This is a genomic window from Paenarthrobacter sp. 10L420, assembly GCF_056395385.1.
Genome location: NZ_JBFTJK010000002.1, coordinates 92,852 through 115,804, shown reverse-complemented (window position 1 = coordinate 115,804; position 22,953 = coordinate 92,852). Strand labels below are relative to the sequence as shown.

General features: G+C 61.9%; 21 protein-coding genes. 6 read left to right on the top strand and 15 right to left on the bottom strand.

Annotation, left to right across the window (positions count from 1 at the left end; all coding sequences use genetic code 11):
• Positions 1 to 3 precede the first annotated feature (3 nt).
• The 9 genes from AC1DD5_RS05760 to AC1DD5_RS05720 all read right to left on the bottom strand — a co-directional run bounded on the left by AC1DD5_RS05760 (position 4) and on the right by AC1DD5_RS05720 (position 10,183).
• Complete coding sequence (locus AC1DD5_RS05760) at positions 4 to 1,293, bottom strand: ABC transporter permease (protein ID WP_477519517.1); 1,290 nt, start codon at positions 1,291 to 1,293, stop codon at positions 4 to 6.
• Positions 1,290 to 2,633 carry an ABC transporter permease gene (locus AC1DD5_RS05755; protein WP_477520824.1) on the bottom strand — a complete coding sequence of 448 codons (1,344 nt, stop codon included), beginning with the start codon at positions 2,631 to 2,633 and terminating at the stop codon, positions 1,290 to 1,292. Before AC1DD5_RS05755 ends, AC1DD5_RS05760 begins: the two co-directional genes overlap by 4 nt.
• Positions 2,623 to 4,143 carry an ABC transporter ATP-binding protein gene (locus AC1DD5_RS05750; RefSeq protein WP_477520823.1) on the bottom strand — a complete coding sequence of 507 codons (1,521 nt, stop codon included), beginning with the start codon at positions 4,141 to 4,143 and terminating at the stop codon, positions 2,623 to 2,625. Before AC1DD5_RS05750 ends, AC1DD5_RS05755 begins: the two co-directional genes overlap by 11 nt.
• A 184-nt stretch (positions 4,144 to 4,327) precedes the next feature.
• A complete protein-coding gene (locus tag AC1DD5_RS05745; RefSeq protein ID WP_477520822.1) occupies positions 4,328 to 5,434 on the bottom strand; it encodes a BMP family lipoprotein in 1,107 nt (368 codons plus the stop codon).
• A gap of 248 nt (positions 5,435 to 5,682) precedes the next feature.
• The gene (locus tag AC1DD5_RS05740) at positions 5,683 to 6,705 is read right to left on the bottom strand and encodes an NADP-dependent oxidoreductase (RefSeq protein ID WP_477520821.1); all 1,023 of its coding nucleotides are present in this window, start codon (positions 6,703 to 6,705) and stop codon (positions 5,683 to 5,685) included.
• The gene (locus AC1DD5_RS05735) at positions 6,702 to 7,133 is read right to left on the bottom strand and encodes an organic hydroperoxide resistance protein (RefSeq protein WP_431119008.1); all 432 of its coding nucleotides are present in this window, start codon (positions 7,131 to 7,133) and stop codon (positions 6,702 to 6,704) included. Before AC1DD5_RS05735 ends, AC1DD5_RS05740 begins: the two co-directional genes overlap by 4 nt.
• Positions 7,134 to 7,187: 54 nt before the next feature.
• Positions 7,188 to 7,622, bottom strand: a complete 435-nt coding sequence (locus AC1DD5_RS05730; RefSeq protein ID WP_477520820.1) for a MarR family winged helix-turn-helix transcriptional regulator — start codon at positions 7,620 to 7,622, stop codon at positions 7,188 to 7,190.
• Between the two features lie 113 nt (positions 7,623 to 7,735).
• Positions 7,736 to 8,941 (bottom strand): amidohydrolase, encoded by a 1,206-nt coding sequence (locus tag AC1DD5_RS05725; RefSeq protein WP_477520819.1) that lies wholly within the window; start codon positions 8,939 to 8,941, stop codon positions 7,736 to 7,738.
• Positions 8,942 to 9,049: 108 nt separating this feature from the next.
• Positions 9,050 to 10,183 (bottom strand): mannose-1-phosphate guanylyltransferase, encoded by a 1,134-nt coding sequence (locus AC1DD5_RS05720; protein WP_477520818.1) that lies wholly within the window; start codon positions 10,181 to 10,183, stop codon positions 9,050 to 9,052.
• A gap of 264 nt (positions 10,184 to 10,447) precedes the next feature.
• Here AC1DD5_RS05720 and sdhC point away from each other — a divergent pair, with 264 nt between their 5' ends.
• The 5 genes from sdhC to AC1DD5_RS05695 all read left to right on the top strand — a co-directional run bounded on the left by sdhC (position 10,448) and on the right by AC1DD5_RS05695 (position 14,898).
• Positions 10,448 to 10,828, top strand: a complete 381-nt coding sequence (sdhC, locus tag AC1DD5_RS05715; RefSeq protein WP_477520817.1) for a succinate dehydrogenase, cytochrome b556 subunit — start codon at positions 10,448 to 10,450, stop codon at positions 10,826 to 10,828.
• Between the two features lie 3 nt (positions 10,829 to 10,831).
• Entirely contained in the window at positions 10,832 to 11,308 is a 477-nt protein-coding gene (locus tag AC1DD5_RS05710; RefSeq protein ID WP_442002621.1) for a succinate dehydrogenase hydrophobic membrane anchor subunit, read from the top strand.
• 106 nt (positions 11,309 to 11,414) lie between these two features.
• Positions 11,415 to 13,214, top strand: coding sequence for a succinate dehydrogenase flavoprotein subunit (gene sdhA / locus AC1DD5_RS05705; protein ID WP_477520816.1), 1,800 nt, complete (start codon positions 11,415 to 11,417; stop codon positions 13,212 to 13,214).
• The gene (locus AC1DD5_RS05700; protein ID WP_011773975.1) at positions 13,214 to 13,996 is read left to right on the top strand and encodes a succinate dehydrogenase iron-sulfur subunit; all 783 of its coding nucleotides are present in this window, start codon (positions 13,214 to 13,216) and stop codon (positions 13,994 to 13,996) included. Before sdhA ends, AC1DD5_RS05700 begins: the two co-directional genes overlap by 1 nt.
• A 128-nt stretch (positions 13,997 to 14,124) precedes the next feature.
• The gene (locus AC1DD5_RS05695; RefSeq protein ID WP_442016710.1) at positions 14,125 to 14,898 is read left to right on the top strand and encodes an alpha/beta hydrolase; all 774 of its coding nucleotides are present in this window, start codon (positions 14,125 to 14,127) and stop codon (positions 14,896 to 14,898) included.
• Between the two features lie 68 nt (positions 14,899 to 14,966).
• On the opposite strand, the gene AC1DD5_RS05690 is transcribed toward AC1DD5_RS05695, so the two are convergent.
• Entirely contained in the window at positions 14,967 to 16,268 is a 1,302-nt protein-coding gene (locus tag AC1DD5_RS05690) for an ABC transporter substrate-binding protein (protein WP_477520815.1), read from the bottom strand.
• Positions 16,269 to 16,378: 110 nt separating this feature from the next.
• On the opposite strand from AC1DD5_RS05690, the gene AC1DD5_RS05685 reads away from it, so the two are divergent.
• The gene (locus AC1DD5_RS05685) at positions 16,379 to 18,601 is read left to right on the top strand and encodes a hypothetical protein (protein WP_477520814.1); all 2,223 of its coding nucleotides are present in this window, start codon (positions 16,379 to 16,381) and stop codon (positions 18,599 to 18,601) included.
• Between the two features lie 93 nt (positions 18,602 to 18,694).
• Here AC1DD5_RS05685 and AC1DD5_RS05680 read toward each other — a convergent pair whose 3' ends face one another.
• From AC1DD5_RS05680 to AC1DD5_RS05660, 5 genes are read right to left on the bottom strand one after another with little or no spacing between them, the layout of a single operon-like run.
• Positions 18,695 to 19,780 carry a YihY/virulence factor BrkB family protein gene (locus tag AC1DD5_RS05680; RefSeq protein WP_477520813.1) on the bottom strand — a complete coding sequence of 362 codons (1,086 nt, stop codon included), beginning with the start codon at positions 19,778 to 19,780 and terminating at the stop codon, positions 18,695 to 18,697.
• A complete protein-coding gene (locus AC1DD5_RS05675; RefSeq protein WP_477520812.1) occupies positions 19,707 to 20,384 on the bottom strand; it encodes a 2'-5' RNA ligase family protein in 678 nt (225 codons plus the stop codon). The genes AC1DD5_RS05680 and AC1DD5_RS05675 overlap by 74 nt, the downstream gene beginning before the upstream one ends.
• Before the next feature lie 4 nt (positions 20,385 to 20,388).
• Entirely contained in the window at positions 20,389 to 21,513 is a 1,125-nt protein-coding gene (gene trpS / locus AC1DD5_RS05670; RefSeq protein ID WP_442002614.1) for a tryptophan--tRNA ligase, read from the bottom strand.
• A gap of 21 nt (positions 21,514 to 21,534) precedes the next feature.
• A complete protein-coding gene (locus AC1DD5_RS05665; RefSeq protein WP_477520025.1) occupies positions 21,535 to 22,368 on the bottom strand; it encodes an exodeoxyribonuclease III in 834 nt (277 codons plus the stop codon).
• Between the two features lie 10 nt (positions 22,369 to 22,378).
• Positions 22,379 to 22,945 carry a hypothetical protein gene (locus tag AC1DD5_RS05660; RefSeq protein WP_442016705.1) on the bottom strand — a complete coding sequence of 189 codons (567 nt, stop codon included), beginning with the start codon at positions 22,943 to 22,945 and terminating at the stop codon, positions 22,379 to 22,381.
• Positions 22,946 to 22,953 lie beyond the last annotated feature (8 nt).

Here is a 22,953-nt window from a genome sequence, read left to right as displayed (position 1 = left end):
GCGTCAACCCTTCACGTACGGTATGCCGCTTGCGGCAGGTGGCCGCGACCTGCCCACCAAACCGGCGACGGCGAAGATGGTCACCAGGTACGGCAGCATGGCCATGAACTGGCTTGGCACCGGGGTACCAATGATGCCCAGAATCGATTGCAGATTGTACGCAAAGCCGAACAGCAGCGAGGCGAGGAAGGCACCGATCGGGTTCCACCGTCCAAAGATCAGGGCCGCCAGGGCAATGAAGCCACGGCCACCGGAGATTTCCTTGGTGAAGGAGTCGATAGTCACCAGCGTGAACACAGCACCACCGATGCCGGCGATCGCACCGCCAAGCGTCACGTTCCAGAAGCGGGTGGCGTTGACGTTGATTCCCAGAGTGTCCGCAGCCTGTGGATGCTCGCCGACAGCGCGGACACGCAGCCCCCAACGCGTCTTGAACAGGCCGAACCAGACCACTGCTACAGCCACATACATGAGGTAGCCAGCGATGGACTGCTTGAACAGGATGGGCCCGATGATGGGAATGTCCGAAAGGAATGGAATCGGCAGGATATCCAGGCGGCCAGGGGTGTTGAACTGCTCCTTGTTGGTCACCATGACTGTGCCGAACAGGAAGCCGGTGAGACCGGAGACCAGCACATTGAGCACAACGCCCACAATGATCTGGTTGACGAGGTATTTGATGCTGAAGACCGCGAGGACCATGGACACGACGGCGCCGGCGGCTGCGGCAGCAATCAATCCGACATAGGGGCTGCCGGTCACCGTTGCCACCAAAGCGGCGGTGAAAGCTCCGCCCAGCAGCTGGCCTTCAATGGCAATGTTCACCACGCCCACCCGCTCGCACAGGACGCCGGAAAGGGAGCCAAAAACCAAGGGAACAGCCAAGGTCACCGAACCCGCAATGAGGCCGGCAAGGGAGATGGACGGCTGCCGTGCGCCGGCAACAATCCATACCAGCAAGGCGAAAACGAAGACCACCGCGAAGGCGATCGGCAGCCATTTCGGGGATCGCTCACCCCGTGTCCACAAGTAGATCGAGTATGCGGCCATGGCCAGGAGCACGATGGCCAGGACGATGCCACCTACCTGGCCTGGAATCGCCAGCGCCGGGACGGCAAAGGCGTCGCCGGGATCGCTGATCTTCATTTCTGCTGTCTGGTCCGGACCCAAGAGGCCGAAGAACACGAGGGCAATGAGTGCCAGGACGCCAAGCGAAACCGGGACCTTCAAGGATGGCCGCAGCCCGGGTAATGCTGTTGCTCCCGCTAGGGGCGCGGTGGATGTTGCGCTCACTTGGCACCTCCGGTGGCGTTGGCAAGGGCAGCTTTCCGAGCGGCCTTCGGTGTCTTGTTCTTCTTCTTGGGCTCAAGCCGGAAAACCGACCTGATCAGTGGCGGCGCCGCGATGAACAGGACGATCAGGGACTGGACCACCAGCACGATGTCGATCGGCGTTCCCGTTTGGATCTGCATCTGAACCGCACCGGCCCGGAAAGCACCGAAGAGCAGGCCCGCGAAGAACGTTCCCCATGGAGTGCTTCGGCCAAGCAGTGCAACAGTGATGGAGTCGAAGCCAATCTGGGCTGCAACACCGCCCGTCAATACCTTTTCGGTGCCGGCCACCTGGGCAACGCCACCGAAGGCAGCGAGGGCACCGGCAAAAGCCATCACCAGTATGGTGGCGCGGGGTACCTTGACGCCCGCCGTGCGCGCGGCCACTGGGTTGGCACCAACTGCGCGGAACTCAAAGCCAATGGTGGAGCGGTTCAGCATCCACCACACGCCGTATGTCAGCAGGACGGCCACCAGGAAACCCAGGTGGAGCCGGGAGCCTGGAATGAGCACAGGGTAAGTGGCAGTCTCATCCAGCCGGGGTGAGATAGGGCTGTTGTCCCCCGGGCGCCGGAAGGCCGCGGTGTTCAGGAGGAAGTCCAAAAGGAACAACGCGACGTAGTTCAGCATGATCGTCACGATGACCTCGTGCGCGCCGGTCCGGGCTTTGAGGATGCCAACTATCGCACCCCAGGCAGCGCCGCCGAGGACGCCCATGATGATGACCAGCAGCAGGTGGAGCCCGAACGGCAAGTGCCAGGTGAAACCAACATAGGCAGCCAGCGTTGCGCTGATGATGATCTGGCCTTGGGCGCCGATGTTGAACAGGCCGGCGCGGAAGGCCAAGGCAACGCCGAGGCCTGCACAGATCAGTGGGGTGGCTACCGTCATTGTTTCAAGCAGGGGCATGAAACCTTCGCGGGGGTTGAACACCGAGCCCTGGAACAACGCGACGTAGCTCTTGGTCATGGCATTCCACAGCGCCAGCAGGAAATCGCTGGGCCGCGCGAAGAAATAACCCGCGCTCTCGGAAACCTTCTTATCCGTGCTGGCAATGAGCAAACCGCCCAGGAACAGCGCCACAATAACCGCCAGGACGGACACGAAGCCGTTGCCCATGACGATCCGGCGCATCGTGCTGGCTTGCCGGTGACCGGTGTCCCCACTCTGAGAGGACACGGGGACGATGGACGGTTCCAAGGTGCCGCCAGCGGTGTCCAGCGCGACGTCCGCCGCACGTACTTCCGAGGCAGATTCCTCGGGGGTCTCGTCCTTGCTGGGAGTCTGGTCCTTACTCGTCATGGGAGCCTCCTTCCGGGCCTACGCCAGCCATCATCAGGCCGAGGGTGTCACGGGGAGTTCCGGCAGGGACAATGCCCACCAGCTTCCCCTTATAAAGCACGGCGATCCTGTCCGCGAGTTCGATCACTTCATCGAGTTCCGTGGAAATGATCATCACGGGTGTTCCAACGTCCCGCTCCGCAACTATGCGCTTATGCAGGAACTCGATGGAGCCAACATCCACGCCGCGCGTGGGCTGGCTTGCGATGAACAGCCGCAACGGCCTGGACAACTCGCGGGCCATAACCACCTTTTGCTGGTTGCCACCGGAGAGGGTTCCTGCCGCAGCTCCCGCCGACGGCGTCCTGATATCGAACTCCTGGATCTTGGCTTCGGCATTTTCTGCCACTTTGGCGGGCTTCATGCTGATGCCGCTTGCGAACGGTGCTTGGTCGTAAAGGTCCAGCACCAGGTTCTCGGCAACGGAAAAGGGGCCTACCAGCCCGTCCACTGTGCGGTCTTCCGGGACAAAGCCGACGCCGGAGCGCAGCACGTCCTTGACCGGCAGGCCCAGGAGCTGCTTGCCGTCCAGCGTCACGGATCCCGTGACGTGCGGCTGGATGCCGAGGATGGCTTCCGTAAGTTCCGTCTGGCCGTTGCCTTGGACACCCGCGACGGCGAGGATCTCACCTTGGGCGATGTCGAAGCTGATGCCGTCCACCACGTTGGTTCCATTGGGGGCGCGGACTGTCAGGTCCTTCACAACGAAGGTTGTTTCCTTTGGCTGGGCTGCGGCTTTGTCCAAGGTCAGGCTCACGGGGCGGCCCACCATCATGGAGGCAAGTTCCGTGGCTGAGGCCGTGGGTGGAGCATCGCCTACTACTTTGCCGCGGCGGATTACCGTGATGACGTCGGAGACGGCCTTCACTTCGCGAAGCTTGTGCGAAATGAACACGACCGATGTCCCGGCTGCCTTGAGCTGGCGCATGATGTCCAGCAACTCATCCGTTTCCTGCGGCGTCAGGACTGCCGTTGGTTCGTCCAGGATGAGCACCTTGGCCTCCCGGACCAACGCCTTGATGATCTCGACGCGTTGCTGGACGCCTACGGGGAGGTCCTCCACCAGGGCGTCGGGATCGACGTCGAAGCCGTACTTCTTTGAAATGTCCCGGATTTTCTTCCGGGTTTCATCGATGCTGAGGACGCCACCGAACGATGTCGGCTCTGCACCGAGGGCCACGTTTTCGGCGACAGTGAAGACGGGAACCAGCATGAAATGCTGGTGGACCATGCCAATACCGGCGGCCATGGCGTCGCCCGGGCCCCGGAAGTTGACCGTCTTGTCGTCGACGAGGATTTGTCCGGCCGTCGGTTCATAGAGTCCGTACAGCACGTTCATGAGGGTTGATTTTCCGGCGCCATTTTCGCCGAGGAGGCAATGGATCTGGCCGGATTCGACCACGAGGTCGATGTCTTGGTTGGCGTAGAAGGTCCCGAAAGCTTTCGAGATCCCCTTCAATTCGAGTTTCACAACTCCCACCGTTCTTTGAGTCCGAGGGACGGCTGTACTGCTCAAAGCCATTGGCTTTGAGCAGAAGCCTATTCTTGCGAGGGCCAGCAAGATAGGCGCTGGGGCCCCGCAATATAGGCGCTGGTCAGGGCAAAAACGAGCCGCCAGTACCGGCACTCGGTACTGGCGGCGCGTCCAGGAATTGTTACTTCTTGGGGCTTGCCGCTGATTCAACAACCAGCTTGCCGGACACGATGTCCGCCTTCAGGGCATCGAGCTCGGACTTCGTCTCGGCGGGGACTGCGGAATCGAGGTCGTGGAACGGTGCAATGGCAACACCCTTGTTGGCAAGGGTGCCAACATAGGCTTCGTTGCTGAACTTGCCTTCCTTGTCGTCCTTCACCACTGTTTCGACGGCCTCATCCATTTGCTTGACCACGGAGGTCAGCATGAGGTCCTTGTACTCAGGAGCAGTGAGGTAGCCATCGGAGTCAACCCAGATGAGCTTGACGTCCTTGCCGGCGGCCTTGGCTTCCTTGAGGGCTGCACCTGCACCCTTACCCACCGGGCCTGCCACGGGCATGACGATGTCCGCACCCTGGTCCAGGAGGTTCTTGGTGATCTGCTTGCCGGTGTCCTGCTTCTCGAAGTCGCCCGTGAACGAGCCATCCTGAGTGGCCTTGTCCCAGCCGATTACCTGGACGGACTTGCCCTTGGCCTTGTTGTAGGCCTGGACGCCGTCATAGAAACCGTCCATGAAGATGGTCACCGTTGGGAGCTTGATGCCGCCGAAGGTTCCCACCTTGCCGGTCTTGCTTGCGGACGCAGCAGCGTAGCCTGCGAGGTAGGCAGCCTGGGCGGTGTCATAAACCACCGGCTTCACGTTGGCGATGGGGTCCTGGTACGAGAAGTCGATGATCGCGAAGTGCTTGTCGGTGTTCTTCTGCGCGGCTGCCTTGGTGGCATCGCCCAGGAGGAAGCCCACTGTGACGGTCAGATTGCAGCCAGCGGAGACCATGCCGTTGAGGTTGGTCTCGAAGTCGCTGTTGGCCTTGGACTCAGCCGACTTCATGGTAATGCCAAGGTCCTTTTCGGCCTTCTGCATACCCTCGAAGGAGGACTGGTTAAAGGACTGGTCATCGAATCCGCCGGAGTCGGACACAATGCAGCCGATGTAGTCGCTCTTGGTGGGGCCGCCCGAACCGGAGTTAGGGGCTTGTCCGCAGCCGCTGAGCAGGAGCGCTGCCGCCCCTGCAGTTGCAATACCGGCCATTGAACCGCGCTTAAGGGTGGCACGCAGTGGGTTCTTCAATTTTCCTCCAGGAAGAAAGTGAGTCGCGCTACGACGGATGGTCAATGAGTGTCCGTTTCGAATACCCGAGGCAGAAATTCTGTTTTCACTGAAGTTCGCAGCACTGCGCCGAAGCGCCTTGATACCCACAACACTAGTGGCGTGGACCACACGCAGGTAGCACAATCGAGTCCCCAAGGGCAGATTGTTGACCTTTTGTTACCAAGCAGTAGCCGGGTGCGCAAGTCACACCCGGCCCACCCCCAACCTCAGAGCCTGACGAGCATCTTTCCGGTGTTGGCGCCGTCCAGCAGATCAATGAATGCCTGCGGTGCGTTCTCCAGGCCGTCCACGATCGTCTCGTCGTAGCGGATCGTCCCGTTGGCCAGCCAAGCGGCCATCTTTTCGGCAAATTCGGCCGAGTGCTGGCGCTGGCCGCCCACCAGGAATCCGCGCAAGGTCAACTGCTTGCCAATCGCCAGCGCCAGGTTCCTCGGTGCAGCCGGCGGTTCGGTGGAGTTGTATTGCGCAATGGCACCGCACATGGCAACGCGCCCGCCCACAGTGAGCGTGGCCAGAGCGGCTTCGAGGTGCTTGCCGCCCACATTGTCGAAGTACACATCGATGCCGCGCTCCCCCGCCGCCTCACGCAACTGATCAAGAACCGGGCCATCGTTGTAATTGAAGGCGGCGTCGAAACCGAGCTCCAGCAACCTGACGACCTTTTCGGCCGAACCGGCACTGCCGATCACCTTGCTGGCTCCGGATGCCTTGGCAATCTGGCCCACCATGGATCCCACAGCGCCGGCCGCACCGGATACGAAGACGACATCGCCTTCTTCGAACTCGGCCACCTTGAGCAGGCCCGCATAAGCGGTCAGGCCCGTCATGCCCAAAGCACCAAGGAACGCCGATGTTGGAGCAAGGCCGCTTGGAACCGTGGTTGTCGCAGCCGCGTCCACCACCGCGTGCTCGCGCCATCCCAGTTGATGCACGACGACGTCACCCACCTTGTGCGCGTCGGACCTGGACGCGATCACCTCACCTACCGCACCGCCGTCGAGCGCTGCATCCAGGCGGAACGGCGCCGAGTAGGACTTGACGTCATTCATGCGTCCGCGCATGTAGGGATCCACGGACATGAACTGGTTCCGGACCAGGACCTGGCCGTCCTGAAGGTCCGGGAGGCCGGAGGCGGACAGCCGGAAGTTCCCCGGGGCAGGGCGTCCTACCGGGCGTGAGGCGAGCTGGATTTCGCGGGTTTCCACCGGCGTGCTGGTAGCGGCGCTCATGCTGCGAACTCCACGAGCTTGAGGTCTACGGCCATGTTGCCGCGCGTGGCGTTGGAGTAGGGGCAGATCTGGTGCGCCTTGGCCATCAGTTCTTCCGCCTTTTCGCGATCCAAGGCGGGCAGGGCGATCTCCAGCTCGGCGGCCAAGCCGTAGCCCTCGCGGTCAGTGAATGCGCCGAAGTGGACCTTGGCGGCAACGGCGGAATCGCTGAGGTCAACGCGTTCCTTGCGGCCCACCAGGCGCAGGGCGGAATGGAAGCATGCCGCGTAGCCGGCGGCGAACAACTGCTCGGGGTTGGTGCCCTGGCCGTTGCCTCCCAGCTCAACCGGGCTGGCGAGGGCTACGTCAAGCTTGCCGTCGTTGGTACGGGCGTTGCCGTCGCGGCCTTCGCCGGAGGCCAAAGCCTCGGCAGTGTAGAGAGTCTTCACGAATCTTCCTTTATCTCTTGGACATCAGTGGGCTTGTGTGTGGCTTGAAAATTCTCAGAGTGACTTCTGCAGTGCCGCGGTGAGTTTGCCGAGCGTCGCGTGCAACTGCTCAATCTCATCCGTGGAGAGGCCAGCGGCATCAGCGAGGCGCTTGGGGACGGCCTGGGCGCGGGTGCTCAGCTCCCTGCCGGCATCGGTCAGGACGACATCCACCCGTCGTTCGTCATCAACGGAACGGTGGCGCTCAACCAGACCGAGCGCCTCAAGGCGCTTCAGGAGAGGCGACAACGTGCCGGAGTCGAGCCCGAGTTCGGCGCCAAGTTCCCGGACGCTGCGCGGTTCCTGCTCCCACAGGACCAGCATCACCAGGTACTGCGGATAGGTAAGACCCAGCTCGTCCAGCACGGGGCGGTAGACCGCCGTCGCGGCCTTTGACGCCGAATACAGCGCAAAGCAGACCTGGTGGCGGAGGCGGGGTGCATCACTCATGGACAAAACGATAGTGCACAATTCAATTGTGCACAACTCAACTTGGCCCAACTAGGGGACAACACATGTCCCAATGAGTGCTCAGTGGAACACGTGCTGTCCCTTAGTTGGGTTTAGTCCTGGAGGTCGCGGATCGTTCGAAGTGCAGCTGCAGTGAGGACCCGGATGGCGTAGCCAAGAGCGCGTTCATCCACGATGAAGTCGCCACGGTGGAGGTCATATTCCTCGCCACCAGGCGTGTGGGTGCCGAGCCGCATCATGGCACCCGGAAGGTCAGCCAGGAACCAGGCAAAGTCTTCGCCACCCATGGACTGGGGCGTCAGGACCACGGCGTTCTCGCCGAGTTCGGCACGGGCCGCGGCTTCAATCAGCGCAGTCTCATGCTCGGAGTTCACCACGGGAGGAACGCCGCGGGTGTGCTCCAGATGCACGTCCACACCGTAAGGAGCGGCAACCTGCTTCACGACGTCGTCCAGCAACTCCCCCGCACTGTGCCAGGCATCGCGGTCCAGGCAGCGCATGGTGCCCGCCATGTAGCCAGTGCCCGGGATGGCGTTGGGTGCAGAACCTGCCGAAATCTGGCCCCAAACCACTGACACTCCACTGCGGACATCCACGCGACGGGAGAGCACGGCGGGTACGTTGACCGCAATTTGCGCCAGGGCAAAGACCAGGTCTTCCGTCAGGTGCGGCCTGGACGTGTGGCCACCGCGGCCCGTGAGTTCGATCTTGATGGTGTCCGATGCCGACGTGATGGCCCCGATCCGGGTGCCGATCTTGCCGACGTTGATCCTTGGATCGCAGTGCAGCGCAAGGATCCTGGGCACGCCGTCCAGCACGCCCTGCTCGATGCAGGACAAAGCACCGCCGGGCATGGTCTCCTCGGCTGGCTGGAAGATGATGCGGACGGTCCCGCCCAGCGGCGTGTTCTTGTGCATCCGCTGCAGCACCAAGGCAATGCCGAGCATGGTGGTGGTGTGGACGTCATGCCCGCAGGCGTGGGTGACGCCGTGGTTCTTCGAAGCGAACGGCAGGCCCGTTTCCTCGATGATGGGCAAGGCGTCGATGTCACCACGCAGTGCAGTGGCAATGGGACCTTCCCCGATGTCCACCGTTAGCCCGGTGCCTTCAAGGCGGCGCGGCTGCAATCCGGCAGCTTCGAGCCGCTCCACGAGTTTGTCCGTGGTGCGGAATTCCTTGAAGGAGAGTTCAGGGTGCGCGTGCAGATCCCGCCTGAAATCGATGAGTCCAGGCAGCAGCTCGTCCACCCACGGACTTACAACGGGGGTCGGCTCGGTTTCAGTGGTGTAATTGCGCACGTCACAACTCTAGCCATCCACGGCCTCGGAAGAACGAAAGCCACCTCTTGGTTACGCTGCTTTCAGGCGCAGGACAACCAAAGAGGTGGCTCACGGTATAAGGGATTGCTACAGGACGTCCGTATCCCCGCTGGCTTTCAAGGCATCAACAGTGCCCTTGACCAACTGGGCATGTTCCTTTGTAGTGACCAGGAGCGCGTCGGGCGTGTCCACGATGACCACGTCCTTGATGCCGATTAATGCGATCACGCGCTTGGTATCGGACACCACTACGCCGCTCGCATTCTCGGCAAACACACGGGCACCTTCGCCAAGAACGGTCACTTCATCGACGTCGCCGGCGTTGTTCAGGCGGCCGATTGCGGCAAAGTCACCAACGTCGTCCCAGCGGAAAGTACCAGGCACGACGGCGACATCGCCGGCTGCCGCTGCCGGCTCGGCCACAGCGTAGTCGATCGCAATCTTGGGCAGTGTGGGCCAGACACGCGCGGTAACTTCAGCGCGCTGGGGCGTGTCCCAGGCTTCGGCGATTTCCTGAAGGCCCTTGAACAGCTCCGGCTGGTTCGCTTCGAGGTGCTGGAGCATGAGCGTTACGGGAGCCACGAACATGCCTGCGTTCCAGACGTAGTCCCCGGCTTCTACATATTTGTTGGCAACTTCCTGGCTGGGCTTCTCAACAAACTCAGCCACGGCAAGCGCGTTCGGAGCACCTTCGACGTTCAGTGCTGCACCGGAGCGGATGTAGCCGAAGCCGGTGGAGGGGTGCGTGGGCTTGATGCCAATGGTAACGATCTTGCCCGTGGCAGCGGTGTAAATTGCCTCACGCACGGTGTCCTGGAACAGATCGTCGGGGCTGATCACCTGGTCTGCGGCGAACGAACCCATGATGGTCTCCGGGTCGCGGCGGTGGAGAATTGCGGCGGCCAAGCCGATGGCAGCACCGGAGTCCTTGGGCTCGCTTTCGAGCACCAGCTCGTCATCGCCCACTTCGGGGAGCTGCCGGCATACAGCGGCACGGTGTGCCTCGCCGGTCACAACGAGCACCCGCTCACCGGCCAGCGGCTCAAGGCGGTCATAGGTGGCCCTCAACAACGTGCTGCCGGAGCCGGTCAGGTCATGTAGGAACTTGGGCGCAGCGGCACGCGAGAGTGGCCACAGCCGGGTCCCCACACCGCCCGCCGGAATAACCGCGTGGAAGCGGTTCAATGGAGATTCCGGGAATGTCGCGTCTTCTGTACTCACCGCAACACTTTATCGGACGCGGCTGCAAAGCCCCGCAGTCCGCCACACATGTGGCCTTCGTCTCATGAAGCAGCTGAAATTGCCCAAATATCGCGTAAATACGGGCAGGAAACATGGAATTAACAACCAGAGAAGCGCGTCCTAAATTGAATAAGCTGGTAGCGAAGCCTAGATTTAGGCGTGAGCTACGAGTGCTCTCGCAGCAGGCGTTCCCCCCGCATGGATCCCATGCCAGCGCCGCTGTGTTGCAGGAAGGTTTAATCAGTGCCGACAAAACCAGCTGGCACCTTGTACCGCGGCCGTGAAGGCATGTGGTCCTGGGTTGGACACCGTATTACCGGTGTAGTGATCTTTTTCTTCTTGTTGGTCCATGTGTTGGACACCTCATTGGTGCGCGTGTCCCCTGAGGCCTACACGGCCGTCATTGGTGCTTACAAGAACCCCGTCATGGCCCTGGGTGAAACGGGCCTGGTCGCCGCGATCATCTTCCACGCCTTCAACGGCCTGCGTGTGATCGCCATCGACTTCTGGAAGAAGGGCGCGAAGTACCAGCGCCAAATGCTGTGGATCGTGCTTGCACTGTGGCTGGTCACGTTCGCTGGCTTCGCTGTCCGCCACCTTTCCCTCGCGCTGGGAGGCCACTAGACCATGACCACGATCGAATCCCCCCGCAGCGGAAAAATCGGTGCAGGCAAGATTGCTCCGAAGTACAACCGCACCGGCCCCAGCCGTGGCAACTTCGAAATGATTGCCTGGCTCTTCATGCGCCTCTCCGGCATCGTCCTGGTGGTGCTGATCTTCGGCCACCTCTTCGTGAACCTGCTGGTAGGTGAGGGTATCCATGCCATCGACTTCGGTTTCGTCGCCGGTAAGTGGGCGGATCCCTTCTGGCAGTTCTGGGACCTCGCCATGCTCTGGCTTGCCATGCTGCACGGAACCAACGGCGTCCGCACCATCATCAACGACTACGCTGAAAAGGACGCCACGCGCTTCTGGCTCAAGGTAGTCCTCTATGCAGCCACGGCTGTCATCATCATTCTCGGCACCCTGGTGATCTTCACGTTCAACCCGTGCCCCGTCGTCGACGGCGTTCAGCTGCCTGGCGGCTTCTGCCCGGCCCCGTAGCGGCTTCCTGGCGCAGCCGGCCGGCCCTGTGGGGAACCGGTTGCGCCCGACTTAGCGGAACAGCCTCCGCCGACCATCTGAATTTTTGAAAGAGAGAGCATCTGGTATGCAGGTCCATAAGTACGACGTCGTCATTGTCGGTGCAGGTGGCGCCGGCATGCGCGCCGCGATCGAATCCGGTCAGCGCGCACGCACAGCGGTACTGACCAAGCTCTACCCCACCCGCTCGCACACCGGTGCAGCACAGGGCGGGATGTGTGCAGCACTGGCCAACGTCGAAGAAGACAACTGGGAGTGGCACACCTTTGACACGATCAAGGGTGGCGACTACCTGGTTGACCAGGACGCAGCCGAGGTCATGGCGAAGGAAGCCATCGACGCCGTGCTGGACCTGGAAAAGATGGGTCTGCCGTTCAACCGCACGCCCGAGGGCCGGATTGACCAGCGACGCTTCGGTGGCCACACCCGTGACCATGGCAAGGCTCCCGTCCGCCGTGCTTGCTATGCAGCCGACCGTACGGGCCACATGATCCTGCAGACGTTGTACCAAAACTGCGTCAAGCACAACGTTGAGTTCTACAACGAGTACTACGTCCTTGACCTGCTGATCGTCGAAGAAGACGCAGTCCGCGAAGACGGTACCCCTTACAAGCAGAAGCGCGTCGCCGGCGTAGTTTCGTACGATCTTGCTTCCGGTGAACTGCACGTTTTCCAGGCCAAGTCCGTAGTGTTCGCCTCCGGTGGTGCCGGCAAGGTCTTCAAGACGACCTCCAACGCCCACACCCTCACAGGCGACGGCATGGGCATCGCCTTCCGCCGTGGCATCCCCCTGGAAGACATGGAGTTCTTCCAGTTCCACCCGACCGGCCTCGCTGGCTTGGGCATCCTCCTCACCGAGGGCGCACGTGGTGAAGGTGCCATCCTGCGTAACTCCGAGGGTGAGCGCTTCATGGAGCGTTACGCCCCAACCATCAAGGACCTTGCACCCCGTGACATCGTGGCCCGCGCCATGGCCAACGAAGTGCGTGAAGGCCGTGGTTGTGGTCCAAACAAGGATTACGTCCTCCTGGACCTGACCCACCTTGAGCCTGCCCACATCGAGGCCAAGCTTCCGGACATCACGGAGTTCGCGCGCACCTACCTGGGTGTGGAGCCGTTCACGGATCCTGTCCCCGTGTTCCCCACCGCGCACTACGCCATGGGCGGCATCCCGACCAACATCACCACCGAGGTGCTGCAGGACAACGACACGATCGTGCCGGGCCTCTACGCAGCCGGTGAAGTTGCCTGTGTTTCCGTGCACGGCTCGAACCGACTCGGCACCAACTCGCTCCTGGACATCAACGTCTTCGGTAAGCGCGCCGGCATCGCCGCTGCGGAGTACTCCAAGACAGCCGACTACGTCGAGCTGCCCGAGGACCCCGAGGCAATGACCCGCGGCATTCTCAATGGCCTCCTGACCGGCAACGGCACCGAACGTGTTGCCCAGATCCGCAAAGAACTGCAGGACACCATGGATGCGAACATGCAGGTGTTCCGTACCAAGGAATCCCTGGAGCAGGTCCTTAGCGACATCGCTTCCTTCGAAGAGCGGTACAAGAACGTCACGGTCCAGGACAAGGGCAAGCGCTTCAACCTGGACCTCCTGGAAGCAGTGGAGCTGGGCTTCCTGCTGGACATGGCCAAGGTCATGACAGTCGGCGCCTTGCACCGTGAAGAGTCGCGCGGTGGCCACTACCGCGAAGACTTCCCGGACCGCAATGACGAAAAGTTCATGAAGCACTCCATGGCATATCTGGACTCTTCCGTCACCGTCGACTCCTCGGCGGAATCTGTTGCGGGCATCCGACTTGAGACGAAGCCCGTCATCTTCACCCGTTACGAGCCGATGGAGCGTAAGTACTAATGACGACCGAAATGGCAGAGCCCGCTTCCAAAATCGAGCTCCCGGCAAGCGTTGCGGGCGACGGTGAAATTCCCACCTTCCACATCACGCTGCGCGTACGCCGCTACGATCCGGAGATCTCGGACGAAGCACGCTGGGATGACTACAAGCTGACCATGTACGGCACGGACCGCGTTCTGGATGCCCTGCACAAGGTCAAGTGGGAGATCGACGGCAGCGTTTCCTTCCGCCGCTCCTGCGCCCACGGTGTCTGTGGTTCGGATGCCATGCGCATCAACGGCCGCAACCGCCTCGCCTGCAAGACGCTCCTGAAGGACCTGGACACCACCAAGCCCATCACCGTCGAGCCGATCAAGGGCCTCCCCGTGGAGAAGGACCTGATCGTGGACATGGAACCCTTCTTCCAGTCCTTCCGCGAAGTCATGCCGTTCCTGATCAACAAGGGCCACGAGCCCACCAAGGAGCGCCTGCAGTCCGTTGAGGACCGTGAGCGCTTTGACGACACCACCAAGTGCATCCTGTGTGCTGCCTGCACCTCGTCCTGCCCGGTCTTCTGGACCGACGGCCAGTACTTTGGTCCGGCCGCAATCGTCAACGCACACCGCTTCATCTTCGATTCCCGCGATGACGCAGGCGACATGCGCCTGGAGATCCTCAACGACAAAGAAGGCGTGTGGCGTTGCCGCACCACCTTCAACTGCTCGGAAGCATGCCCCCGCGGCATCCAGGTGACCCAGGCAATCGCCGAGGTCAAGCAGGCCATCCTGGCCCGCAAGATCTAGTTCGCCGGTCCCGCTAAGGAACCACACGACGACGGCGCCGCCCACCACTTTTGGTGCGTGGCGCCGTCGTCGTTAATCATTTGGCCTACCTCGCCCCGGCCGGTAGCCGCAAAAGCAAGGAGACCAGCGTGCCACGCTCTGAGAAGATCACTTTCACCGGAAGCACGGGTGATGCCCTCGCCGGCATCGTGGACGTGCCTGAGGGGCCTGTCCGCGGCTGGGGCGTGTACTCGCACGGCCTGACCCTGGGCAAGGACAGCCCCGCTGCTTCCCGGATCTGCAAAGGGCTCGCGGAGCAAGGTGTTGGCATGCTCCGGTTCGACAACCTTGGTCTGGGTGGTTCTGCCGGGGAATGGTCCGCGGGATCTTTCAGCGTCAAGGTGGCTGACACCATCCTCGCCGCCGCCTTCATGCGGGAGCAGGACAGGCCGGTCTCCTTGCTGGTGGGCCACTCCTTTGGTGGCGCCGCTGTGCTGGCCGCTGCGCGCGATATCCCTGACCTCAACGCCGTGGTGACCGTGGGCGCACCTTACGAGCCAAAGCACGTTGAGCACATGTTCGACGCCGAGATTGACTCGATCCTGCGCGACGGCAGCGCCGTCGTTGACCTCGGTGGCCGCCCGATGGAGGTCCGTCGGCACTTTGTGGAGGACGTAGAACGTGCTGACCTGCGCGACTGCATCCGCACTCTCCACAAACCGTTAATGGTGATGCACTCCCCCACCGACAACACCGTGGGCATCGACAACGCCAGCGAGATCTTCCGTACAGCGCGGCATCCCCGCAGCTTCATTTCGCTTGAGGGCAGTGAGCACCTCCTGACCGGCAAGGGACAGGCCGCCCGGGTGGCACGCATTATCAGCGCCTGGGCGGATCCCTATCTGGAAGTCCGCGACGCCTAAAACCAACGCGGGGCCACTTATGGCCCATGTTTCCCTCTGGAAGGGACCACAAGTGACCCCGCGTTGTCCTATTTGCCGATGGCGGCCTTGCTCTCACTAAGCCACTGTTCGGCGGCCTTCTCCGGGGTCAGCCGCTTGAAGAGGACTTCGGTGTTGATGCGAGCTGTAATCTCGGAGACTGCTGTTGAACCGGTAGGACCGATGAACGTAGGGGCGAAGTCCATCTTCCCGATCTGGTCGATGTAGGCGGCCTCGGCCTTGCCCTGCGGCGTGAGCAGATCCTTGATGGCCGTACGCATGCCGGAGTTGCTGGGCACGCCACGGTCGCTCTGGATGATCTTTGCTGCGGCCTCATTGTTCACCAGGAAGCTGACCAGCTTGGCAGCGGCATCCGTATGCTTGCTACGCGCGGAGATGGTGTAGAACTGCGATGACTGCAGCCAGATGCCGGGCGTGGGCGTCTCGCCAGGCAACTTCAGCAGCTTCAGCTCAGCGCCGGAGGCTTTGCTGAGTGCGGTCAGGGAGTTGGACCAAGTGAGCATCATGCCGGCCTGCCCCATGCCCATAAGTGTCTGTTCAGTGCTGACGTTGAGTTTCTCCACGGTTTCCGAAGCGCTGGGGGCAGCGCCTGACTCGCTGAGCTTGAGCGAGAAGTCGAAGTAGTCCTGCACGGTTTCCTTGTCCAGTCCCAGCTGGCCGTCCTGAGTGTACAGCGACTTGCCACGTTGGCGGGCGAAGGCATCCAGCGAGTCATGCGTAAGGACGGTGGCTGTGCCGTATGTTCCCTTGGGGCTCTTGGCTGTGATGTCTTCGGCGGTCTTTGCGAAGTCATCCCAGGACCACTTGCTGTCATCCGGCAGGGCAACGCCTGCAGCCTGGAAAACAGCGGGGTTCACTACGATGGCCAAGGCATTGGCACCAGTGGAGACGCCGTACTGCTTGCCCTGGACCTGCCCGTTTTCCAAGGCTCCCTGATCCATTTTGGAGAGGTCGAGTGAGCCGTCCACCTTGGACAGATCCAGCAGGGCCCCGCGATTGGCGTACTCGGCCGGGTAGGCACCGCCCATGGTGATGACATCGGGGGCGTCGTTTGCTGCCACCTGGGTAGCGAGCTTGTCGAAGTAGCCTCCTATGTCGCCATACTCCGGCTTGACCTTGATGTTGGGGTTGGCAGCCTCGAACTCCTTGATGGCCTTGTTGGTCAGTTCGGCACGGGTGGCGTTGCCCCACCATGAGAACCGGATTTCCACGGGGCCGTCTTCGGGCTGGTTGGATGAGGGGCTGGAGCAGGCTGCGGTGAGCCCCAGCATGCCGACGGCTGCTACGAAAGCTATTGACTTCCGGATAGTACGGAGAGATCTACGCGTCATTGGGTAAGCTTCTTTCAGGCTCAAGAAAACGGTTCCTGAAACGTATCAAGGCAGTGTATATTCGTCAATAGTTTGGGATATGAACTATTTGAGCTACTAAGGAGTCCGCCGTGCCCAAGAGGTCCGAGTCCCCAGCCATCGACCGCAAGGCACTTGTCCAGCGCCACAATGTCCGCCAGGAACGCCTTGACCCACGGAGTCCTGTTTCGGTCGGCAATGGCGAGTTCGCCTTCACGTTGGATCTCACCGGCTTGCAGACTTTTCCCGCGGCCTACCCTGTGGACGCCCGCGATGACCTCCCTGCGGGCACGCTTCTGGGAACCCAGTCCCAATGGGGTTGGCACTCCGTGCCGGCGCCGCAGCCGTATGACCTTGCCGACTCGATAGTCCTCTACGATTCCCCCCGCGGCCCAGTGCCGTACGTGGACATGGTGGGTGGCATCGTTAACGATCGCGAGACCGACACATCCCCGGCTGAGACCTGGCTCCGGGCGAACCAGCATCGGCTGGACCTGGGTCGCATCGGCTTCCACTGGCTTGAGAATGGCACCGTCCGCTCAATCCTTGAAGCGGAGATCACCGACGCCGAACAAACACTCGATTTGTGGTCGGGAGTGGTGACGAGCCGCTTCACGTTGGCAGGACACCCCGTCAAGGTTACGACGGCGTGCCACCCCGACCGTGATGAGCTCGGCGTCCGCGTGGAATCGAGGGCGCTTGGTGCCGGTTTGGTCGTCGGCGTCGGCTTCCCCTATGGCTCCGAGGCGTGGCATGACGCGGCTGACTGGAACAGTTCGAACGCGCATACCACCTCGCTCGACGGCCCGGTGATGTCCGAAGACCACGATGGCTGCGCAACATGGACAGCCCACCGCGAGTTGGACGAGGCCCGCTATCAGGTGGTGATCACCGGCCAAAACCTGACAGTGGAACAGCCCGAACAGCATCAACTCCAAGTAGCTCCTGCTAAGTCCGAAAGTCCAGACACCAACGAGATGCTGGACTTCTCCGTCGCCTTCCTTTCCGCCGGAGATGGCGACTGCATCCCTCGAGGCAACAACAGGCGAACAATCACGCCACCTGCGGTATGCCATGCCGCCACTGATCGGACCGGCGTCGAGCTTTCACCTGCCTGTAGCGTGATCGCAGCCTCCGGGGCCTATTGGCCTCGTTTCTGGTACTCGGGCGGCGCGATCGAGCTTGATGCGACCGACGATCCCAGAGCCAAGGAACTGGAGCGCAGGATTGTACTTTCCCAGTACCTGACGGCGATCAATTGCTCGGGCTCGCTGCCTCCGCAGGAAACCGGGCTCGTATGCAACTCCTGGCGTGGCCGCTTCCACTTGGAGATGCACTGGTGGCATGCCGCGCACTTTGCGCACTGGAACCGTGTGGAGCTGCTCCTGCCATCGTTGCGCTGGTACTCCACGGTGCTGGAGACCTCACGGCAGACGGCAAAAGCGCAAGGATTCGACGGCGTCCGCTGGCCCAAGCAGGTCGGACCGGACGGCAGGGAAAGCCCAAGTCCCATCGGGACATTCCTGATCTGGCAGCAGCCACACCCCATTCACTTGGCCGAGCTGGTGTACCGGGCACATCCCAGCCATGAGGTGCTGGAAGAATTTGCGGAGATCGTTTTTGAGTCAGCTGCCTTCATGGCCGGTTTTGCCCATCCAACGTCGCGTGGGTTCGAGCTGGGGCCTCCCTTGATTCCTGCCCAGGAAAGCTACGGCTCCATCCGGGCCAAGGTCACCAATCCCACGTTTGAGTTGGCCTACTGGCAGTGGGGCCTGCGGACCGCTATTGCCTGGCGCGATCGGCTGGGTCTGGACCCTGTGCAGGCATGGTCCGATGTAGCAGATGGCATGGTGTCGCCACGCGTGATCGACGGCGTCTACGCTGCGATCGATGTGGAGCCCTTCACCATCCGCACGGACCACCCTTCAATGCTGTGCGCGCTAGGCGTCCTGCCCCTGACGGATTTGATTGATCCGGACATCATGCGCGCCACCCTGTCGGATGTCCTCGCGGACTGGGACTGGGGCAGCACCTGGGGTTGGGACTATCCGGTAATGGCAATGACCGCTGCGAGACTGGAAGATCAGGAAGCTGCCGTCGACGCGCTTCTCCTCGACGCCGGCAAAAACACAGTGCTGACCAATGGGCACAACCGCCAAACCGATTCCCTGCCGCTTTACTTACCCGGCAACGGTGGGCTCCTCGCCGCCGTCGCGCTCATGGCCGCGGGCTGGGACAACGGACCAGAACGCCACGCGCCAGGTTTCCCAGCCGACTGGACCGTCGCTTGGGAGGGGCTGGTCCGGTCGCCGTAGGCGCACTGTAGCAACCCGGGGTCACTTATGGCCCATGTTTCCCGCTGGAAGGGGCCATAAGTGACCCCGCGTTGCCCTATAAGAAGGGAATGGTTAAGTCTGGGGAGTGGTGCGACGTGAACCGAGGACCTTCTTGCGCGGGGTCTCCCCCGCTTGCAGGTCGGCCTCGCGGATAGCGGCCCACGAAGCGGACACGAGGTACACCTGGCTCACGAGGTTGAACCAGATGAGCAGGCCGATGATGATGGCAAACGAGGCGAGGACAGGGTTCTGTCCTGCCCGGGCGAGAAGTTCGGTGCTGAAGAGTTGAAGCACCGTGGTGCCAATGCCAGCCAGCGCAACGCCTTCCATGAATGCCCGGCGCCCCAGCTTGAGGCCACCTGCGACACGGAACAACACGGCCGCCGTCGCGCAGTTCAGCAGGAGGGGGACGACGACCTTGACGACGGCGGCCACGGGCGCCGCGACCGCTTCATCCACCCTAAGTAGGTCGAAGATCCAGGCAGCAGCCGTGCCAAAGATGAGGGACGCGCCGGCACTGACCACGAGGATCGCGCCAAGGAGCAGTAGAGTACCGGCGTCCACCAGTTTCTGCAGGATGGGGCTGCGCTGGAGAGGATCAGCATCCGTCACGCCCCGCAGACCTTCCCTGACGCTGGCAATCCAACCAAGGGACGTGAAGACGGTTATCGCAGCGGCGATGACGGCGGTCCATCCAAGACCTGAGGGATTGAGCAGCGATTGGGGGTCAACCAGTCCCTCACCGCCATTGACCTGGAGGAGTCCGGGAGCTGCAGAGGCCACGCTGCGAATCACGGCGTTTTCGAGAACCGGATTGCCGCCCAAAACGATTCCCGCGATGGCGAAACCCGTAGTGAGGAGGCCCGTGACGGAGAAGAACATGTTGAAGCCGATGCCGGCACTCAGAAGCGGCCCATGCTGGCGGGTGTAGTTCTGGAAGGAGCGCATGGCCCGGTTGGTGTTCAGCCTTGCGAGCAGGAGCGCGAGAAGGGCGCTGGCCCTCTTCGGCAAGCCTTCTCCGGCACGCTTGGCGTGGCCCCAGTCCTGGCGCTTGTGAAGAAGTTGAAGTTTTAGCTTTGCCAGCTCAGTTGGCAGCGGAGGACCTCCCGCCGGTGGATGTTGATTCCGCCTGCTGCGTTTCGTCAGTGTCGCCGCCAAAGTCGAGCTCTTCCCGTAGCTGCCAAATTCCATTGGTGTCGTGCTCGTAAAGTCCCATGCTAACCACTGGGAAGGTTGCCCGGTAATCTCTCAGAACCGTTTCGGCCTCGTCCAGATTTTCCTCGGCGACATCATGGGCCACGGTGACATGGGGGTGGTATGGGAAGGGAAGCAAACGCTCAAGCGGACCCGTCTGGAGCTTTTCGTGCAGCTGCACGCACTCTTCGAAGCCTTCTTCGACGTTGACAAAAACCACGGGCGAAACGGGCCGGAAGGAACCAGTGCCGGAAATGGTGATGGTGAACGGTTCCTGTGAGCGGGCGATATCGCGCACGTGGTCCCGGGTGGCTGCCCAGTCCTGAGTGGGCGTGGTGGTGATGAGTGTGATGTGGGCGGGGATGACTTCGGCCATGGGATCCCCAAAGGATGCCCGCCATGCTTGCAATTCCCGCGCGATCTCTGGCGGGAAGCCAAGAATCACCCCTACGCACATGGTGTCACCGGCACCGCAATCGGTGCCGGTGACAGCGGGCTGGCGCGATTCGTCCGGACCGACGCCTTGAGGGGTATCGGTCTTGACGTTGAGCTGGCCAGCTGCGCACATGAACTTAGCGGACTCCTTGCTCGGTGCGGTAGGCATCCCCGCGGTAAGGCAGGAAGCCCACCTTGGAGTAGACGTCGGCGAGCGTCGCGGAGGCGATCTCGCGGGCTTTGTCTGCACCGTGAGCCAGGAGACGGTCCAGCTCTGCCGGGTCCGCGAGAAGTTCGTTGGCCCGCTCACGGATGGGGGCAAGGCGGCCGGAAACGAGTTCGGCGAGATCTACCTTGAGGTGGCCGTACATCTTGCCCTGGTAATCAGCCACGATCTTCTCAACTGGGGTACCACTGATAGCCGAGTAGATAGTGAGCAAGTTCGAGACGCCCGGCTTGTTTTCGCGGTCGTAACGGATCTCGGTCTCAGTGTCAGTGACGGCGGATTTGATGCGCTTGGCCACGGTCTTGGGGTCATCCAACAGGTTGATGAGGCCCGCGGGTGATTCGGCAGACTTGGACATCTTGGCCGTGGGGTTCTGGAGATCGTAAATCTTTGCCGATTCCTTCTGAATGAAGGGCTCGGGCACTTGGAACGTCTCGCCGAAACGGCTGTTGAAGCGGTTGGCGAGGTCGCGGCTGAGCTCCACGTGCTGGCGCTGGTCTTCGCCGACGGGTACGCCGTGCGGCTGATAGAGGAGGATGTCTGCTGCCTGCAGGATGGGGTAGGTGAACAGGCCGACGCTGGCGTGGTCCGAGCCCTGCTTCTGTGCCTTGTCCTTGAATTGGGTCATGCGGCCTGCTTCACCCATGCCCGTGATGCAGTTCAATACCCAGGCAAGCTGGGCGTGCTCGGGAACCTGCGATTGCACGAACAGGGTGCACTTCTCCACGTCCACGCCGCCAGCGATGTACTGGGCCGCCGTGACCCTGGTGCGGCGGGCGAGCTCGGCGGGATCCTGCGGAACGGTGATGGCGTGCAGATCCGGAATGAAGAAGACGGCGTCGTACTCGTCCTGCATGCGAACCCAGTTGACCAAAGCGCCAAGGTAGTTGCCAAGATGCAGGGAGTCAGCGGAGGGCTGCATGCCTGAAAGGACGCGCTGCTTGGCGCCAACGGCAAGCTTGGTGGAGGTCACGGTACTCCCGCTGGGCAGTGTGGCGGCTGGGGTGCCGGTTTCAGTCGTGATGGAGCTAGTCATTGAGCAATACTTTCGTGAAGCTTAGAGCCGGTAGTCCACTACCAGCGGTGCGTGGTCAGAGAAGCGGGTGTCCCACGAAGGCGCCCGATCCACGACAGCCGAGAACGCGGCCGATGCAAGTCCGGGAGTCGCCAGGTGGTAGTCGATGCGCCAGCCTGTGTCAGTGTCAAAGGCCTTTCCGCGCTGGGACCACCAGGTGTAGGGGCCGGCGACATTTCCTGCCAGGCCCCTGTGGACATCCCTCCATCCGATTTCTTCACCCAGGAAGCGGTCAAAATACGCGCGCTCCTCTGGCAGGAAACCGGCACGCTTAACGTTGCCCTTCCAGTTCTTGATGTCCAGTTCGGTGTGTCCGACATTGAGGTCGCCAACTACCAGCGCGTGATCGCTGTGCTTGGCGAGCTCGGGGAGGCGCGTGGTCATGGCGTCCAGGAAGCGGTACTTGTCCTCCTGCTTGGGCGTGCCTGCCTCACCGGAGTGAACGTAGGCGCTGACCACGGACAACGTGGAGGATTCACCGGCTGTGTTCCTGACGGTGAAATCCGCTTCAACCCAGCGGCCAGCGGTGGCGAAGTAGTCATCGCCGATCCCGATCCGTGTGCCGGTGGGTTCCTCGCGTGATGCAATGGCAACTCCTGCGCGGCCCTTTGCCTCAGCCTCAGCGTGGAGGATGTACCAGCCTTCGCCGATCAGCGCGTTCACAATCGCATCAGGAGCACGGACTTCCTGCAGGCAGAGGATGTCTACCTCGCGTGGCTCCAGCCATTCCGCCATGCCGTTCTTGTAGGCAGCCCGAAGGCCATTGACGTTGACCGATGCGATGCGAAGGAAGTCCTTCTTCAATGCCGTACTCACCCGGTCTACTCTAGTCGATGATGGTGCCGGCCACGGGCTCGTCCGAGCCACCTGAGGACTTGATCATGTCCCGGGCATTGGTAGCCGTGATCGCGATGGTTTCCAACGCGCGGTTGATGGTGTCCTGGTTTGCCGCTGCGCCTTTGGCACGTTCTTCGTCCACAACGCGTACCTGCACCTGGACAATCTTGAAGGAATGGTCCAGCTTGAGGTCTCGGACCTCATCGGCCTGGCTGCGTTCGGCGACCACGCGGGTGCCGCCGCTGTCAGCCGAGGACGACGACGGCGCGCGGCCGGTTGCCGAGTTGAAAGCGGCCTGCGCTTCGCTGAACTTTGCTCCGGCGCGCCGCGCGGCCCTTCGAATGCTGAATACCACGAAGGTGGCCAGCGCGAGCCAGCCGAAGGCGACCACCGCAACTACCCAACCCACAAAATCGTTCTGGTTGGCCGCGAAAATGACGGCCACCACGAAAGCGATGATGACTACGGTCATCCCCAGGCCGCCGATGCGGAAGCCCTTGAAAAGGCCTCTACCGGACGAGGACGTGGACGGGTGCGGGTCGCCGAGAGATTGCATGAGTCAAT

Coding starts and splice junctions, on each gene's coding strand:
- AC1DD5_RS05660 (WP_442016705.1), bottom strand. CDS start 22,945: ATGCAATCTCTCGGCGACCCGCACCCGTCCACGTCCTCGTCCGGTAGA.
- AC1DD5_RS05730 (WP_477520820.1), bottom strand. CDS start 7,622: ATGAGTGATGCACCCCGCCTCCGCCACCAGGTCTGCTTTGCGCTGTAT.
- AC1DD5_RS05700 (WP_011773975.1), top strand. CDS start 13,214: ATGACGACCGAAATGGCAGAGCCCGCTTCCAAAATCGAGCTCCCGGCA.
- AC1DD5_RS05675 (WP_477520812.1), bottom strand. CDS start 20,384: ATGTGCGCAGCTGGCCAGCTCAACGTCAAGACCGATACCCCTCAAGGC.
- sdhA (WP_477520816.1), top strand. CDS start 11,415: ATGCAGGTCCATAAGTACGACGTCGTCATTGTCGGTGCAGGTGGCGCC.
- trpS (WP_442002614.1), bottom strand. CDS start 21,513: ATGACTAGCTCCATCACGACTGAAACCGGCACCCCAGCCGCCACACTG.
- AC1DD5_RS05690 (WP_477520815.1), bottom strand. CDS start 16,268: ATGACGCGTAGATCTCTCCGTACTATCCGGAAGTCAATAGCTTTCGTA.
- AC1DD5_RS05740 (WP_477520821.1), bottom strand. CDS start 6,705: ATGAGCGCCGCTACCAGCACGCCGGTGGAAACCCGCGAAATCCAGCTC.
- AC1DD5_RS05710 (WP_442002621.1), top strand. CDS start 10,832: ATGACCACGATCGAATCCCCCCGCAGCGGAAAAATCGGTGCAGGCAAG.
- AC1DD5_RS05755 (WP_477520824.1), bottom strand. CDS start 2,633: ATGACGAGTAAGGACCAGACTCCCAGCAAGGACGAGACCCCCGAGGAA.